The organism is Methylobacterium sp. OAE515, assembly GCF_041806315.1.
Classification (GTDB): domain Bacteria; phylum Pseudomonadota; class Alphaproteobacteria; order Rhizobiales; family Beijerinckiaceae; genus Methylobacterium; species Methylobacterium tardum.
On sequence record NZ_JBGMUV010000001.1, the window covers coordinates 1,515,242 to 1,529,968 of the forward strand.

14 protein-coding genes are annotated in these 14,727 nt (G+C 71.7%); 2 read left to right on the plus strand and 12 right to left on the minus strand.

The annotated features are described in order from the left end of the window. Positions 1-78 precede the first annotated feature (78 nt). The 9 genes from ABIE45_RS07490 to ABIE45_RS07530 all read right to left on the minus strand — a co-directional run bounded on the left by ABIE45_RS07490 (position 79) and on the right by ABIE45_RS07530 (position 10,715). Positions 79-702, minus strand: coding sequence for a riboflavin synthase (locus ABIE45_RS07490; RefSeq protein WP_192706130.1), 624 nt, complete (start codon positions 700-702; stop codon positions 79-81). Between the two features lie 3 nt (positions 703-705). Next, entirely contained in the window at positions 706-1,815 is a 1,110-nt protein-coding gene (gene ribD, locus ABIE45_RS07495) for a bifunctional diaminohydroxyphosphoribosylaminopyrimidine deaminase/5-amino-6-(5-phosphoribosylamino)uracil reductase RibD (protein WP_192706131.1), read from the minus strand. Then, on the minus strand, positions 1,812-2,345 hold the full coding sequence (gene nrdR, locus ABIE45_RS07500) for a transcriptional regulator NrdR (RefSeq protein WP_192706132.1): 534 nt from the start codon (positions 2,343-2,345) through the stop codon (positions 1,812-1,814). The genes ribD and nrdR overlap by 4 nt, the downstream gene beginning before the upstream one ends. Positions 2,346-2,457: 112 nt before the next feature. Beyond that, on the minus strand, positions 2,458-3,762 hold the full coding sequence (gene glyA / locus ABIE45_RS07505) for a serine hydroxymethyltransferase (RefSeq protein ID WP_192706133.1): 1,305 nt from the start codon (positions 3,760-3,762) through the stop codon (positions 2,458-2,460). Between the two features lie 543 nt (positions 3,763-4,305). Further along, positions 4,306-4,623 (minus strand): cupin domain-containing protein, encoded by a 318-nt coding sequence (locus ABIE45_RS07510; protein ID WP_192706134.1) that lies wholly within the window; start codon positions 4,621-4,623, stop codon positions 4,306-4,308. Between the two features lie 76 nt (positions 4,624-4,699). Then, the gene (locus tag ABIE45_RS07515; RefSeq protein ID WP_192706135.1) at positions 4,700-5,455 is read right to left on the minus strand and encodes a DUF937 domain-containing protein; all 756 of its coding nucleotides are present in this window, start codon (positions 5,453-5,455) and stop codon (positions 4,700-4,702) included. A gap of 109 nt (positions 5,456-5,564) precedes the next feature. Then, entirely contained in the window at positions 5,565-7,001 is a 1,437-nt protein-coding gene (locus ABIE45_RS07520) for an MATE family efflux transporter (protein WP_192706136.1), read from the minus strand. A gap of 8 nt (positions 7,002-7,009) precedes the next feature. After that, positions 7,010-8,986, minus strand: a complete 1,977-nt coding sequence (locus tag ABIE45_RS07525) for a monovalent cation:proton antiporter-2 (CPA2) family protein (protein ID WP_192706137.1) — start codon at positions 8,984-8,986, stop codon at positions 7,010-7,012. 127 nt (positions 8,987-9,113) lie between these two features. After that, positions 9,114-10,715 (minus strand): formyl transferase, encoded by a 1,602-nt coding sequence (locus ABIE45_RS07530; protein ID WP_192706138.1) that lies wholly within the window; start codon positions 10,713-10,715, stop codon positions 9,114-9,116. 342 nt (positions 10,716-11,057) lie between these two features. Here ABIE45_RS07530 and ABIE45_RS07535 point away from each other — a divergent pair, with 342 nt between their 5' ends. Then, complete coding sequence (locus ABIE45_RS07535) at positions 11,058-11,354, plus strand: hypothetical protein (RefSeq protein ID WP_192706139.1); 297 nt, start codon at positions 11,058-11,060, stop codon at positions 11,352-11,354. A 56-nt stretch (positions 11,355-11,410) separates the two neighbouring features. On the opposite strand, the gene ABIE45_RS07540 is transcribed toward ABIE45_RS07535, so the two are convergent. Next, on the minus strand, positions 11,411-11,902 hold the full coding sequence (locus ABIE45_RS07540; protein WP_192706140.1) for an RT0821/Lpp0805 family surface protein: 492 nt from the start codon (positions 11,900-11,902) through the stop codon (positions 11,411-11,413). A gap of 93 nt (positions 11,903-11,995) precedes the next feature. On the opposite strand from ABIE45_RS07540, the gene pdxH reads away from it, so the two are divergent. After that, complete coding sequence (gene pdxH, locus ABIE45_RS07545; RefSeq protein ID WP_192706141.1) at positions 11,996-12,619, plus strand: pyridoxamine 5'-phosphate oxidase; 624 nt, start codon at positions 11,996-11,998, stop codon at positions 12,617-12,619. Between the two features lie 341 nt (positions 12,620-12,960). Here pdxH and ABIE45_RS07550 read toward each other — a convergent pair whose 3' ends face one another. Both ABIE45_RS07550 and ABIE45_RS07555 read right to left on the minus strand, forming a co-directional pair. Next, positions 12,961-13,647 (minus strand): 50S ribosomal protein L25/general stress protein Ctc, encoded by a 687-nt coding sequence (locus ABIE45_RS07550; RefSeq protein WP_192706142.1) that lies wholly within the window; start codon positions 13,645-13,647, stop codon positions 12,961-12,963. Positions 13,648-13,837: 190 nt separating this feature from the next. Further along, positions 13,838-14,725, minus strand: a complete 888-nt coding sequence (locus tag ABIE45_RS07555; protein WP_192706143.1) for an ABC transporter permease — start codon at positions 14,723-14,725, stop codon at positions 13,838-13,840. Positions 14,726-14,727 lie beyond the last annotated feature (2 nt).

A 14,727-nucleotide genomic window follows, 5' to 3' on the forward strand; every position in this document is an offset into this window, starting at 1 on the left:
CCGTCATTGCGAGCGGAGCGAAGCAACCCAGCGCTGCGGGATTGCTTCGCTCCGCTTGCAATGACGAAGGCTTTCGGATCAGCCGGCTCGCGCCTCGCTGAGCCGAGCGGCGTAGCGGGCGATCAGGTCGACCTCCAGGTTGAGCCGATCTCCCGCGCGCCGCTCGCCCCAGGTGGTGACCTGCAGCGTGTGGGGGATCAGCAGCACCGAGAACAGGTCGTCCCGGACCGAATTCACCGTGAGCGAGGTCCCGTCGAGGCAGACCGAGCCCTTCTCGGCGATGAACTTGGCCAGGTTCCAAGGCGCCCGCAGGGTGAAGCGCTCGCTGGCACCCCAGGCGTCGGCCGTGACGGACTCGCGTTCCACGATCTCGGCGAGGCCATCGACGTGGCCGGTGACTAGATGGCCGCCGAGCTCGTCGCCGATCTTCAGCGAGCGTTCGAGGTTGATCCGCGTGCCCGCGACCCAGGAGCCCACAGTGGTGCGCGCCAGGGTCTCGGCGGCGGCGTCCACCGCGAAGACACAGCCGCCCTCGGCCGGCTCCACCGCCACCGCCGTGAGGCACGGGCCCGCGCAGGCGATCGAGGCGCCGAGCGCGATCGTCGCCGGGTCGTAGGAGGCGCGGATCGCGATCCGGCGCAGGTCGCCCTCGCCCGCGATCGAGACAACCGTGCCGATGGCGCTGACCAACCCCGTGAACATCGCTTACGTCCTGTTGCGTTCGTAGGTCACGGCCGCGTCGGGCCCGAGCTGCGACCGCTCGCCCTCGCGGAAGCGGTCGCTCGCCAGCGCCTCCGCCAGGACCGGCCCCAGCGCCGGCAGGCCGCCCGCTGGCCCCAGTTCCACCGGCCCGGTGACCAGCGTGCAGGCATCGATCAGATCGGCCCGCGCCAGCGCCTCCGCAAGGCGGGGGCCGCCCTCGCTGCACAGGCGCGTCAGGCCACGCTCGCCGAGATGCGCCAAAGCTGCCGGGAGATCGATCCCACCGGCCGCGTCCGCCGGCACGGCCGCGACCTCGACGCCCAGGGCCTCCAGGGCGCGCCGCGCATGGGCCGGGGCCGAGCGGGTGGTGAGCACCAGGGTCGGCGTGTCGCGGGCCGTCCGGGCGAGCACGCTGGCCGGGGAGAGCCGCAGATGTGTGTCGAGTACGATCCGTAGGGGCGAGCGCGCCGCCAGCCCCGGCAGCCGCACGGTCAGCGACGGGTCGTCGGCCCGAGCAGTGCCGATGCCGATCAGGATCGCGTCCGCATGGGCCCGCCAGAGATGGACCGCCCCGTCCGCCACCGGCCCGGTGATCCGCAGGCGCTCCGGCCCGGCGGCCGCGCAGAAGCCGTCGCGGGTGCGGGCGAGCTTCAGGTGCAGGGCCGGCCGGCCGCGTGTCACCCGGGTGATATGGCCGACATGGTCGCGCCCCGCCGCGTCCCGCAACAGCCCGGTCTCGACCGTGACGCCGCCGGCCCGCAGCAAGGCGTGGCCGCGGCCCGCCACGCGCGGGTCCGGATCCTCGATCGCGCTGACCACCCGGGCGATCCCCGAAGTCAGGATCGCGTCGGTGCAGGGCGGCGTGCGGCCGTGATGCGAGCACGGCTCCAGGGTGACGTAGAGGGTCGCGCCGCGGGCAGCGTCGCCCGCGGCGGCGAGCGCCAGAGGCTCGCCGTGCGGGCGCCCGCCCGGTGCCGTCGCCCCCGTCCCGAGGATCCGCCCCGTCCCGGGTTCGACCACGACGGCGCCGACCGACGGGTTCGGCCAAGTGGTGCCGAGCCCGCGTTGGCCCAGCGCCAGGGCGAGGCGCATGAAGTTCGTGTCGTCGCTCATGAGCGGCCGGCGCGGCGGCGTCCCGATGCTTCGGGCTCCGGCTCGACCTCAGGCCCGGGCGGGGCCGCCGGCACCAGGGTGCCGTCGCTCAGCGTGCCGAGCAGGTCCTCGAAATCCTTGGCCTCGCGGAAATTCTTGTAGACCGAGGCGAAGCGCACGTAGGCGACATCGTCGAGACCTTTGAGCCCCGCCATCACCAGTTCGCCGATCGCCTCGGAGGTCACCTCCGGCTCGCCCGCACTCTCGAGCTGCCGGGTGATGCCGCTGACCAGCCGCTCGATCCGCTCGGGATCGACGGCCCGCTTGCGCAGAGCCACGTCGATCGAGCGCTGGAGCTTGTCCCGGTCGAAGGGGACACGCTTGCCGGAGCGCTTCAGCACCACGACCTCGCGCAGCTGCACCCGCTCGAAGGTGGTGAAGCGGCCGGCGCAGTCGGGACAGACCCGGCGGCGCCGGATCGCGGCGCCGTCCTCGGAGGGCCGCGAGTCCTTCACCTGGGTCTCGGAGCCGCCGCAATAAGGACACCGCATGGGTTTCGCACTCGGGCATGGAAACGGCCGCGGACCGGTTGGGTCCGCGGCCGTTTCCTAATCCACTCGGGGGCGGGCCGGAAGGCCGCCCCGCTCGGGCCCCGCTTGGGCCTCAGCCGTAGATCGGGAACCGATCCGTCAGTGCATGGACGCGGCGCTTGACGTCGGCCTCGACCGCGCTGTCACCCGCCTCGCCCTTGGCGGTGAGCCCGTCCAGCACCTCGACGATGAAGCCGCCGATCTGCTTGAACTCGGCGACTCCGAAGCCGCGGGAGGTGCCGGCCGGGGTGCCGAGCCGGATGCCCGACGTGATGGTCGGCTTCTGCGGGTCGAACGGCACGCCATTCTTGTTGCAGGTGATGTCGGCCCGCGACAGCGCGGCTTCCGCCGCCTTGCCGGTCAGGCCCTTCCGCTGCAGGTCGACCAGCATCAGGTGGTTGTCGGTGCCGCCCGAAGTGATGTCGTAGCCGCCCGAGATCAGCGTGTCGGCGAGCGCCTTGGCGTTCTCGACCACCTGGCGGGCGTAGATCTTGAACTCGGGCTTGAGCGCCTCGCCGAAGGCCACGGCCTTGCCGGCGATGACGTGCATCAGCGGGCCGCCCTGGAGGCCGGGGAAGATCGCCGAGTTGAACTTCTTGGCGAGCGCCTCGTCGTTCGTCAGGATCATGCCGCCGCGCGGGCCGCGGAGCGTCTTGTGGGTCGTGGTGGTGACCACATGGGCGTGCGGGAACGGCGACGGATGCACGCCCGCCGCGATCAGACCAGCGAAGTGGGCGGCGTCGACCATGAAGTAGGCGCCGACCGAGTCGGCGATCTCGCGGAACTTGGCGAAGTCCCAATGGCGCGGGTAGCCCGAGCCGCCGGCGATGATCACCTTCGGCTTGTGCTCCTGCGCGAGCTGGGCGACCTGCTCCATGTCGATCCGCTGGTCGTCACGGCGCACCGTGTAGGAGACCGGCTTGAACCACTTGCCCGAGACGTTCGGCGGGGCGCCGTGTGTCAGGTGGCCACCCGCGGCGAGATCGAGGCCGAGGAACGTGTCGCCGGGCTGCATTAGCGCCAGGAACACGCCCTGGTTGGCCTGGGAGCCCGAGTTCGGCTGCACGTTGGCAAAGCCGCAATCGAACAGGCGCTTGGCGCGCTCGATGGCGAGGTCCTCGGCGATGTCCACGAACTGGCAGCCGCCGTAGTAACGCCGGCCCGGATAGCCCTCGGCGTACTTGTTGGTCAGCACCGAGCCCTGCGCCTCCAGTACGGCGCGGGAGACGATGTTCTCCGAGGCGATCAGCTCGATCTCGTGCTGCTGGCGGCCGAGCTCCTTGGCCACCGCCTCGGCGATCTCGGGATCGGCCTCGGTCAGCGGGGCGGCGAAGAAGCTGTTGGAGAAGTGCTTGTCGGCGGCGGTACCGGCGCTCATGGTCAGCCTCTGTTCTGGTAGGGGCGATGCCCGGCCTTTCGTCGGCGTGCACGGGCGGGCGTTGAAGGTGGGATTCCTACACGCGCGACGCGTTCAGGCCAAGCACAGGCATTTTGGGCGCGCACAAAGAATAATTTGCCGCAGGTTGGGTTTGTCCGGACCGTCGGATGTTCCGGACTGCCGTGGACGGGTACATGCCGGCAACCTGGGAAGGCGGCGAGGTCGGGTTCGAGTGCTCGGTCATTCCCCTTTCTGACCTGACGGAAACTTACCCGGAGATCGATTTCGGGGGCATGGGCTTGCGTCCCTGCGTTCTACGTCTCCACGTTTCCGGGCTGCGCCGTTGCCTGGATGGCGGTCGCCGCCCGCGTGAACCGATTGGGCGGCATCGCCTCCGATCCACAGGGGGGCAGCTTGATCGCCGCCGAGGATGCGATGCGCTCCGCCCACGAAGCCTTGACCAGCCTCGTGCGGGAAGAGGCTTCATCCGGCAGCACTCCGCCCGGCGGAGGGCCGATCCGGAAGCCGGTCTCCGGATCTCTGTCAGCCCTGCGCCGAGAGGTTCGTCTCGATCAGCACGGTCTCGGTCTCGAACATCGCGGCATGCCAGGTCTCGGCGGGGAAGTGGAACACGCTGCCGGCGGAGAACGGCTTGCGGCCCTGCTCGGTCTCCAAGACGCCCGATCCCGAGATGACCTGCACGAACTGCTCGTGCGCGTGGCTGTGGCGCGAGGCCGAGATGCCCGCCGGCACCGCCACGCGCACGAGGCTCGCGCCCGCGCCCGGAATCGTGCGCTTGGCAACGCCGTTCTCGGCGACGCTCTCCGCGCACTCGGCCCAGGCGGTCAGGTGGTCGGTCATCCTCGGATCTCCTGCGCGACAGGACATGCTGTCCGGACCCATCGGGTCAACGGCACCCTGAGGCCGCGTCCCCGCGTCAACCGGTCCCGCCGGACGGCCGCCCGCGCCGGGGCTTGGGCGCCGCCGGATCGGGGGATGGGGAAGCGGGCGGGCCGCCCTGGGGCGCCGCGCCGGCCGTCGCGCCGGTCGAGGGCCAGAAGGTCTCGAACAGCTCCTGCATCGCCCGGATGTTGTTGCCCTGGACCTCCGCGCCGGTGCGGAGCATCTGGTGGAGCATGTCGGAGCCGGCCTCGCCCGCCTTGACCTCGGGAGGCTTGGGGGCTGGCTTCGGAGCGGGCGCCGCCGCCGCGGGCAGGAACGCCTTCGCCATCTCGGCCCAGGCCGGACCGAACGGGAACGGCACGGGCGGGGGCGGCGCGCTCGGCTGGGCGTGGACGGGGGCGGCCTGCGGCTGGTTGAGCATCACGTGCACGATGCTCGCCACCACGGCGCCCGCCATCATCGGCAGCATCTGGCGCAGGACCTGGGCGCCGACGCCGCTCGTGGCCGAGGCCTGTTGCAGCACGGCCTGCATGAGCTGCGCCGAGCCGAACATCTGGCCAAGCGCCTCGAGCCCCTGCGGTGCCGCGGGCCGAGCCGCCTCGGGCAGGCCGAACATCCGGGTGAAGCTGCTCGGGTCCATGCCGACGCTGCGCTGGAGGCCGAGCGTCAGGGCCGGCATCAGCGCCTGGAAGGCGCGGGCCGTCTGCTCGGTCGTCAGACCGAATTGCTGGGCCATGGCCTGAATCCCGGCCTCGCCCTGCGCCTGGAACATCTCGAGCGGGTTGAACATGAGGCCTCGATCCTGCCCCGGTCGGACCGGCCGGGACAGGGCATCGTGACCGTTTGCGCAGGGAAATACCAGTTCTGACCCGCGAAACCTGTGTCCGGCCCCCGCGCCCTCAGCTCAACGGCTCGGGATGGGCGTGGCCCGGCGGCAGCGGCGCCGCCCGCTGGGACGCCTCTGCCGCGCTTTGAGGTTCGCGCCGGCGCGGACCGCCCCCCTCCAGCCGATCGACCGTGCGACGGGCGAGCAGGATGCCGAGCACCCCGAAGACCAGCGAGCCGAGCCCCATGCCGGCCACCACGCCCCGGGGTCCGAAGAGCGACGCGCCGAGCATCGCGGGTGGGATGGTGCCGAGCGTCGCCCGCCCCCAGTTCAGCAGCGTCGAGCGTAAGGGAAAGCCGAGATTGTTGAAGGCGGCGTTGCCGAGGAACAGCAGCCCGTTGAAGAACCAGATCGCGCCGCCGACGAGGCAGAAGAAGCCGAACAACTCGGCCGCGACCCCGTGCAGGCCGAACAGGGCCGCCAGCCAGCCGCGGGCGAGCGCCAGGACGAGCCAGACCACCGTCACGTAGGCCAGCGTCACTCGGACCGAGTCCCGCAGGACGCCGCGCATCCGGTCGAACCGGCCCGCGCCCCAGTTCTGCGCCAGGATCGGACCGATTGCCCCCGAGAGAGCGAACAGGCCGCCGAAGGCCACCGGCGTCAGGCGATCGATCACCGACGCGGCCGCGACCGCGTCGGCCCCGTAGCCGGCAAAGAGGCGTGCCAGGAAGGCGCTCGCCACCGACGGCGCGAGGTTGGTGAGGATGGCCGGTCCCGCGACCGTCGACAGGGCGGCGGCATCGGAGGGCAGGTCGGCGAGGCGCGGCCGCCCGAGAAGCCCATGGCCGGCAACGCCGCGGATTCCGACCGCAACGAAGGTGGCCCGCGCCACGCAGACCGTGATCGCCGCGCCCTCCACGCCGAGGCCGGCCCCGAAGATCAGCAGCGGATCGAGGAAGGCCGTGATCACCGCGCCCGCCAGGGTGACCAGCATCGCCTGCCGAGCCTCGCCGACCGCGCGCAGCAAGCCGGTGAACAGCATGCCGGCGGCGAGCAGCACGTTTGACGGCAGGGTAATGTGCAGGAACAGGCGCGCTATGCTCAGGACCTCGCCGCTGGCGCCGATCAGGGCGAGGAGCGGGTCGGCGAGCGCGACAATCAGCACCGCGATCAGGGCGGAGACGACGCTGCCGAGCACCAGCGCGGACGTCGCGAAGCGGCGCGCCGCCACCGGGTCGCGCGCGCCGACCGCTTTTCCGACCAGCGCCCCGGCGGCGATCATCAGGCCGATATTCACCGCCGTGGCGAAGAACTGCACGATTCCCGCGAAACCGACCGCGGCCGTCAGGTTCGGGTCGCCGAGCCGCGAGACGTAGAACAGCGACAGCAGGTCGACGACGAAGATCGCCATCAGCCCGACCGAGCCGGTCGCGGCCATCACGATCACGTGCCGGAGGATCGAGCCCGTGACGAAGCGGCCCGTCCCGGCCGCGGGGGCCCCGTCAGACATCCGCGCCGTCACGCATCCCGGGCGCTGCCTTCGGACTCCAGTTCCGCGTCCGGATCGCCCTCGGCGTCCGCACCATCGGTCTCCTGCGGGGCGAGGGCGGGTTTCTCCAGGAGCCGCTCGGCCGCCTCGCGCCGGTCGCTGCCCACGAGGTCGCGGGTCTCGGTGCTGAGGGCCCGGGCGGGCCGCACGGGAACGGTCAGCGGCTCGGGCTTGAGGCCGGCCGCGGCCCCGCGCATCCAGCTGGACCCGTCCGGCAGGGCGCCGGCCTGCTGCAGCACGAGGCGGGCGATGTCGCGCTTGCGCACATCGTCGGCCCGCGCCGCGGCCGCCTCCGGCGACAGCCCGAGGCCCTCCAGGGCCGCCCGACCGAAGGCGAGGGCGGATTCGGAGGTCTCGCGGATCTGGTAATCCACGTCCCGGTTCATCAGCTCGACCGCGTGCAGGCGGTCGTAGGCGCGCACGAAGGTGCGCACGCTGGCGAATTCCTCGTGCACGATGTCGACGATCTTGAGGGCGCCCTCACGGTCGTCGGCGCAGATGCAGACCAGCTCGACCCGCCCGATCCCGGCGGCCCGGAGCACGTCGAGCCGCGTGCCGTCGCCGTAATAAATGCGGAAGCCGAAGCGCGTGGCGGCGCGCAACTGCTCCACGTCCTTGTCGATCACCGTGACGGGGATGCCCTCGGCCAGCAGTACCTGCGTCAGCACCTGCCCGAACCGCCCGAAGCCGATCACCAGCACCCGGGCGTCGCCGCTCTCGGCGAGTTCGGACGCGGGCTCCTCAAGGTCGTGCGTGGTCCGCGCGTTGCGCCGCTCGATCAGCTTGTCGAGGCCCTTCGCGGCGATCGGCCCGATCAGCATGGTCAGCGCGGCCAGCGCCACAGCGAAACGCGTCGCCTTGGCGCCGGTGAGCCCGAGTTCCTCGGCCTGCGGGAGAAGCACGAAGGCGAACTCGCCCGCGGGCGCCAGGACGGCGGCGCCGCGCAAAGCTCCGAGCGTATCCGAGCCGAACAGCCGGAACAGGCCCGCCACCAGCGCGACCTTGACGAGGATCGCCGCCAGCGTCGCGCCGAACAGGGCCGGCCAGACCTCGCGCACAAGGGCGCCGTCGATCGACATGCCGACGCTCATGAAGAACAGGCCGAGCAGCATGCCGCGGAACGGCTCGATGTCGGCCTCGAGCTGGTGGCGGAAATTCGACTCGGCGAGCAGGATGCCGGCAAGGAACGCGCCCATGGCCATGGACAGGCCAACCTGCTCCATCAGCAGCGCCGTGCCGAGCACCACCAGCAGCGCTGCGGCAGTCATCACCTCGCGGGCGCCGCTCGCGGCCAGCAGCCGGAAGAACGGGTTGAGGCCGTAGCGGCCGACCAGCACCACCGTGAGGATCGCGGCGAGCGCCTTGCCGGTCGAGGCGGCGGCCTCGCCGAGCCACGACGCGTCGGTCGCCTCGCCCGCCGAGGCCAGCAGCGGCATCAGCGCCAGGATGCCGACCACCGACAGATCTTGGAACAGCAGCACCGCGAAGGCGCGGCCGCCATAGGCGCTGCCGAGGTCGCCCCGCTCCTCCAGGAGTTGCAGCGCCACCGCGGTGGCCGAGAGCGCCAGGGCGAGGCCGATCACCGCGGCGGCGCCGAGAGCGAGGCCGGCCAGCACGCCGGCACCGCCCAGCACCAGCGCGCAAACCACGAGCTGCGCGGCGCCGAGCCCGAAGATGTCGCGGCGCATCGAGACGAGCTGCGACAGGTGCAGTTCCAGGCCGACGATGAAGAGCAGCAGCACCACGCCGATCTCGGCGACGCTGGCGGCGGTGTCCGGCTCGGCGATCAGCGACAGGCCGGACGGCCCGATCAGCACGCCGGCCACGAGGTAGCCGAGCACGGCGCTCTGGCCGATCAGCCGGAACACCGGCACGCCGATCACGGCCGCCGACAGGAAGGTCAGGACCGGCGGCAGGAAGCTCGCATGTTCGACGGGGCTCGCCATGAAGATCGTCCTGGCGGTTCTTCTAAGCTTCGCGCGCGTGGAGCACCCGCTTAGCGCGCGCGGCGCCGCGATGCGAGCCGTGCGCGGGTGCCGTTCGGCACCAACGGGGCTTCTGCGTGCCGCGCGATCAGCCCAGAAGGCGCGGGCGGGCCCGCCGCGAGCCGTCGATGAACTCGAATCCGCCGGCCGCGCTCAGCATGTGCAGGCGCGAGCCGGGCCAGGCGGCCCCGGGCTCGAGGCGCGTCTCGACGTGCTGCGCGTAGCCGCCCTCGTCGAGGCGCAGGATCCGGGCCAGGCCGAGCGCCGCGCCGTAGCCGCCGCGGCAATCCTGGACCGGCCTGATCAGGGCGCCGTCCCGTTCCACGATCGCGCCGGCCGCGCGGGCCGAGCCGACATCGATCAGCACCGGGTTGCGCCGGTGCGGGATCCAGGGACCGCGGAAATCCAGCGCGTGCCAGAGATGCAGGGTGTCGGAGTAGCTGCCCCCGCCGGCCCGGACCGTGGCGAACAGCCACCAGCGGCCGCCGTGATGCAGCAGCGTCGCATCGCTCGCCACGACCCCGTCCACCAGAACCCGCTCGTGGACCCAGCCGCGCGGGAAGGCGGTGGCCCGGTAGAGGTCGATCGTCCCCGAGGCGTGGGATTCCGGGATCATCCAGACCTGCCCGTCCGCCTCGAACACGAACGGGTAGGAGAGGTGGGTCTCGAGTTCCAGGACCGGCTCCGGCCGCCCCTGCGGGCCGTCGGCCGCGAAGCGCACCGCCGAGATCACCCCCTTGCCGCGGCGATAGTCGAACTCCTCGACGAACAGGGTCACGTCCCCGTCCCGGGCGATGGCGAAGGGGTCGGCATAGAAGCGGCGCCCGTCGTCGGGCAGGTCGATCCAGCCGCCCTCCGGGTGATGGCGCAGGTCGATGAGGTCGGGGCCGGCGAGCCGGCGCCAGCCGACCCGCCATTGCGGCCGGTGGAAGCAGAGGGCGTAGAGCCTGCGGGCAATCTGCCGGGCGAGCCCCTCGGCGGCGCGCCGGCCGACCCCGAGGCCGCCGAGGTCGAAGGGGCTACCGGGCTGCAGCGGCGCCTCGGTCCCGTCGGGAAGCCGGGTCGCGCGCGCGCCGTCGAGGGCGGCCACGATCAGCGTGATGGTCCGCGCAAGGTAATCCTCGAAGGCGGCCAGCATTACGGTGTGCGATTCCGCGCCGAGGCGCCCAACCGCCACCGGAGCGCCGTCCGGCCCGCGCAGGGCCGCCACCGGCGCGCGCTTTCCGAACAGGGCGGCGAGAAGGCCCGCCTCGCCGGGCACCCCGTCGAAATCGAGCCGCCACGTCGCGGCTTGGGCCGGATCCGCGGGGGTTTCCGACAGGTCGAGGACGATCTCGCCGTCGGCCGCTCCGGGGCCGGCCTCGTAGGACGCGAGGGCGACCGGCTCGGCCGCGGTCGCCAGGCCGGGCCGCGGCAACCCGTGGATCGCGGCTTCCAGCCGGAACAGCAGCTCCGCGTTCGGCGGCAGGCCGCCCGCATCCTCGGTCCAGGCGATCCGGATCCGGCGGTCGGGTCGCTGCCCGAGCTGGTCGAGGAGGCGGATGTGCCAGCCGCGCAGAGACCTGCGGTTGAGCCGCACGGTGACCACCCGCACGATGGGGCAGGATTCGGGGATCCGCGTCTCCGGATGGGCCGGAGCCCGGCCGCCGCCGGCTTGAGGCCGATCCGTGCCGCCGATCGTCCGCTCCATCAGCAGGGAAGCCTCGCCCCCGACACCCCGGTTTTCGTAACGATGTTCACGGCGACCGGGATCCTGAAAGCGCCCGCCGACACCGCCGATACGGTCGCTGCAGGCTCGAAATCTGTTGCTCGACGGCACGATCAAGCAAGAGGGGCTGGGAGTCTACCGGTACAAGCCTGCCATGCGGACGGATTTCTGCTGACATCATCGAAAAGGGTCGGGTTTTCTCCGCTCTGGTAAATCCCCGTTACAGCAGCGTGATACCGTGTCGCGCGGTCGTCGGCGCCCAGCCCGGGAACCCCCCGTTCGGCTTGGCCGTTCGCTATCGAAGACGTGATGTGGAGACACGACATGATGCGCAAGACGCTGGCGGTGCCGTTCGCGGCGATGCTCCTCGCCGCCGTCCCGGGTGGGGCCTTCGCCTTCGGGGGTGGCGGCGGTGGCGGTGACAGCGGCAGCGGGCTCTCGCCCTACGCGGCGCTCAGCGGCAATGACCGCTCGGCGGGGGTCAACAACGGCAATTACCGCGATCCCGCCCTCGACCCGTACATCCGGGCCTACGATCCGGAGGCCGCGGCCCGCTACGCCGCCCCGCCGGCCGCCCAGCCGCGCCTGCGCATGCGGCCGTATTACGGCTACCCGTATTGAGGCGCTTCTGACGGATCCCGCCGGGTCCTCCCGCGAGGGCCCGGCATCCCTGGCTCTCAGGAACGCTCGGTCTTCGTCGCGGTCCGGACGCGCTTGAGCGTCCATTGGCCGCCCGACGGCTTGCAGCCGGTGCCGCGCACGAACCGGCTCCGGCCCGGCGCGACTACCGAGGCGAGGAAGTTGCGGCAGATCAGGTCCTCGGCGACGTAGGGCAGTCCGGTCGGATTGACGGTCCCGTGCAGGCCGGTCTCGGGATTGTCCCACTTCACCGGACGCCCATTGCCCTGTGGGTCCAGCGCGACGCCCAAGGCCGCGCGGGCGCGGCGCCAATCCTCCTCGGCGAGATCGTCCCCGAAGCTCATGGGGCGCTTCTCGATGCTGCCGGTGACGACGGGCTCCTCGACCACCCGCGGCGCCTCGGCGACCTCGCCGCGGAACACGAGCAGCGGCTGGCTGCATCCGCACAGCGCGACCGTCAACGACAGGGCCGACAGGGACGCGACGATGTGCGACCGCCGGCTCGGCTCTTTACACGCGCATCGCCGCATTACACCTGACTCACGACGGGCTTTCCGCTCGACCGAACATGCCGATGTCGGTGCCCCCTCAGGCCCCTGGACGCGGCAGGCAGGAGTCTTGGCGTGGATCAGTTAAGGACCGATGACCCGAAGCGTGCGGACTTCACGCTGAGCGAAGATCCGGTCGCGCTGTTCGCCGCCTGGATGAAGGAGGCCGAGGCCGCCGAGCCCGAGGATCCGAACGCGATGGCGCTCGCCACCGCCGGGTCCGACGGGCTGCCGGACGTGCGCATGGTGCTGCTGAAGGACTTCGATGCGCGCGGCTTCGTGTTCTACACCAACACCCAGTCTACCAAGGGCGCGGAGCTGGCCGAGAATCCCCAGGCCGCGCTGGTGCTGCACTGGAAGAGCCTGCGCCGGCAGGTGCGGGCCCGGGGCCCGATCGAACCGGTGACGCCGGAGGAGGCGGACGCCTATTTCCAGAGCCGCCGCCGCGAGAGCCGGCTCGGCGCCATCGCCAGCCAGCAATCGCGCCCGCTCGCCGACCGCGACACCTTGATGAGCGCCGTGGCGGCGTTGTCGGAGCGCTACGGGGACGGTCCGATCCCGAGGCCGGCGCACTGGACCGGCTTCCGCATCGCGCCGGTGAGCATCGAGTTCTGGCAGAACGGCGATTTCCGCCTGCACGACCGGGTCCGCTTCACCCGGACGGGTGAGGGCTGGAGCCGCGCGCGGCTGTATCCGTAGCCGCGTCATCCCCGGGTCGCGGAGCGGAGCCCGGGATCCAGGCCCACCGACGCGGGACGGCTTGGCACCGGCAGAGGCTCTGGATTGCCCGCCTTCGGCCCTGCCCCTCCCGGATTCGAGCTCGTCGGCGGCGCCCCGGAACGACGGCGCTGACCAGACCCGTTAGGTCTGGCGGTCGTGGCAAAAGAAGACACTCGTGCCCCGGGCAGCACGTTGCGCGCCGGGCGGGGGCTGGGTTGCTTCGCACCGCTCGCAAAGACGGCCAACGGCGATCGGTCTGAACGCAAAAGAGCCCCGGCAGGGCCGGGGCTCTCGCTTCGCGTGACAGGTGGCGACGAGGCTCAGGCCTCCTCGCCGTCCTTCTTCTCGCCGTCCTCGGCGGACTCTTCGGCCTTGTCATCGGCGGCCTCGGCCGACTGCGCCTCGGCGATGGCGGCCTCCTCGGCCTCCACCTCGGCGCCCAGCACGGTCGGCGGCACGATGTTGGCCACCGGGTCGGTCGGCGCGCCGGTATGGGTGCCGGCCGGGATCTTGATGTCGGAGACGTGGATCACGTCGCCGATCTGGCGGCCGGTCAGGTCGACCTCGATGGCGTCCGGAATCTGGTCCGGGGCGACGTCGAGGGTCAGCGTGTGGGCCACGATGTTGAGGGTGCCGCCGAGCTTCTTGATGCCGGGAGCCGCGTCCTCGTTGACGAAGTGCACCGGCACCTCGACCGTGACGGTCTGACCCGAGACGACGCGCAGGAAGTCGACGTGCAGCGGCACGCCGCTGACCGGGTCGAGCTGGAAGTCGCGCGGGATCGCGCGGACCTTCGTGCCGCCGGCGTTGATCTCGAACAGCGTGGTCTTGAAGCCGCCGGCGTAGATCAGGGTGCGGGTGCGGATGAGGTCGACCGCGATGGATTGCGGCGGCTGGCCGCCCCCGTAGATGACGGCGGGAACTTGGCCCTGGCGACGAACGGCCCGGGCGGCCCCCTTGCCGACCCGGTCGCGTGCCACGGCCTCAAGCGTCTTCACAGCGCTCATGGCGTGATCCTTTACGATTGCTGGAGCCGGAACGCGAAAAAGCCGCCCGATGCGGACGGCTCACGACCTTCCCGGCGCGCCCCTGCCTCCAAGGGTGTCTCGGGGGCGCGCGGTGCGCATACACGGACGGGGGTAGATTGGCAATGTCGAGGCTCCATTGACCGATGGCGGGCCGGCCGCCCGGCCTCCCTCACATGCCGGACAGCGCCCGCCGTGCCCGGCGCTTCTGCAGCCACAGGGTCAGGACGAGCGCCGTGCCGATCACCAGGGCCGAGACGGCCGTGGTGATCGTACCGAGCGCGTAGATCTCGGGCGTCGTCACCGTGGTGGTCAGGCCCTGCAGTTCCAGCGGCAGGGTGTTGCGGCCGCCGATCGCCTGGCTGGTGCGGGCGAGCTCGTCGAACGACAGGGTGAAGCCGAACAGGGCGACGCCGACAAGCGCGGGCGCGAGGATCGGCACCACCACGTGGCGGAGCGTCTGCGGGCCGCTGGCGCCCAGGTCGCGCGCGGCCTCCTCGTAGGCGGGGTCGAACCGGTTGAACACCGCGAACATGATCAGCAGGCCGAAGGGCAGCGTCCAGGTGAGATGCGCCCCCAGCGCCGAGGTGTAGAGACCCATCAGCGTGCCGTGCTCCTGCAGGAACCCCCAGCCCGTGGCGGCGGCCAGCGCATTGACGGCGTCGTCGAGGAGCCGGAACTCCAGGCCGATGCCCAGCGAGACCACGATCGAGGGCACGATCAGGCTCGACACCGCCAGGGCGAAGACGAGGCCGGCCCCGCGAAACCCCTTCCGGAAGGCGAGGCCGGCGTAGAACGCGATTCCCACTGTGAGCGCCATCACCACGAGGCCGAGGGCCAGCGAGCGCCGCAGCGCCGCCCAGATGTCGACCACGCCGACGCCTTCCCACAGCTTGGCGAACCAGTGGGTTGAGACCCCGTTCATCGGGAAGGTCAGGCCGCCGGACGGGCCCTGGAAGCTGAGCGCCAGGATCGTCAGCGTCGGCCCGTAGAGGAAAAGGACGTAGAGGGCGAAGACCGCCGCCAGTAGGTAGAAGGCGCGGCCGCGGGGCTGGTCCATCG

Bases quoted from the DNA above. Each gene is read 5' to 3' on its own strand.
- ABIE45_RS07490 (WP_192706130.1), bottom strand. From the start codon at position 702: ATGTTCACGGGGTTGGTCAGCGCCATCGGCACGGTTGTCTCGATCGCG.
- ribD (WP_192706131.1), bottom strand. From the start codon at position 1,815: ATGAGCGACGACACGAACTTCATGCGCCTCGCCCTGGCGCTGGGCCAA.
- nrdR (WP_192706132.1), bottom strand. From the start codon at position 2,345: ATGCGGTGTCCTTATTGCGGCGGCTCCGAGACCCAGGTGAAGGACTCG.
- glyA (WP_192706133.1), bottom strand. From the start codon at position 3,762: ATGAGCGCCGGTACCGCCGCCGACAAGCACTTCTCCAACAGCTTCTTC.
- ABIE45_RS07510 (WP_192706134.1), bottom strand. From the start codon at position 4,623: ATGACCGACCACCTGACCGCCTGGGCCGAGTGCGCGGAGAGCGTCGCC.
- ABIE45_RS07515 (WP_192706135.1), bottom strand. From the start codon at position 5,455: ATGTTCAACCCGCTCGAGATGTTCCAGGCGCAGGGCGAGGCCGGGATT.
- ABIE45_RS07520 (WP_192706136.1), bottom strand. From the start codon at position 7,001: ATGTCTGACGGGGCCCCCGCGGCCGGGACGGGCCGCTTCGTCACGGGC.
- ABIE45_RS07525 (WP_192706137.1), bottom strand. From the start codon at position 8,986: ATGGCGAGCCCCGTCGAACATGCGAGCTTCCTGCCGCCGGTCCTGACC.
- ABIE45_RS07530 (WP_192706138.1), bottom strand. From the start codon at position 10,715: ATGGAGCGGACGATCGGCGGCACGGATCGGCCTCAAGCCGGCGGCGGC.
- ABIE45_RS07535 (WP_192706139.1), top strand. From the start codon at position 11,058: ATGATGCGCAAGACGCTGGCGGTGCCGTTCGCGGCGATGCTCCTCGCC.
- ABIE45_RS07540 (WP_192706140.1), bottom strand. From the start codon at position 11,902: ATGCGGCGATGCGCGTGTAAAGAGCCGAGCCGGCGGTCGCACATCGTC.
- ABIE45_RS07550 (WP_192706142.1), bottom strand. From the start codon at position 13,647: ATGAGCGCTGTGAAGACGCTTGAGGCCGTGGCACGCGACCGGGTCGGC.
- ABIE45_RS07555 (WP_192706143.1), bottom strand. From the start codon at position 14,725: ATGGACCAGCCCCGCGGCCGCGCCTTCTACCTACTGGCGGCGGTCTTC.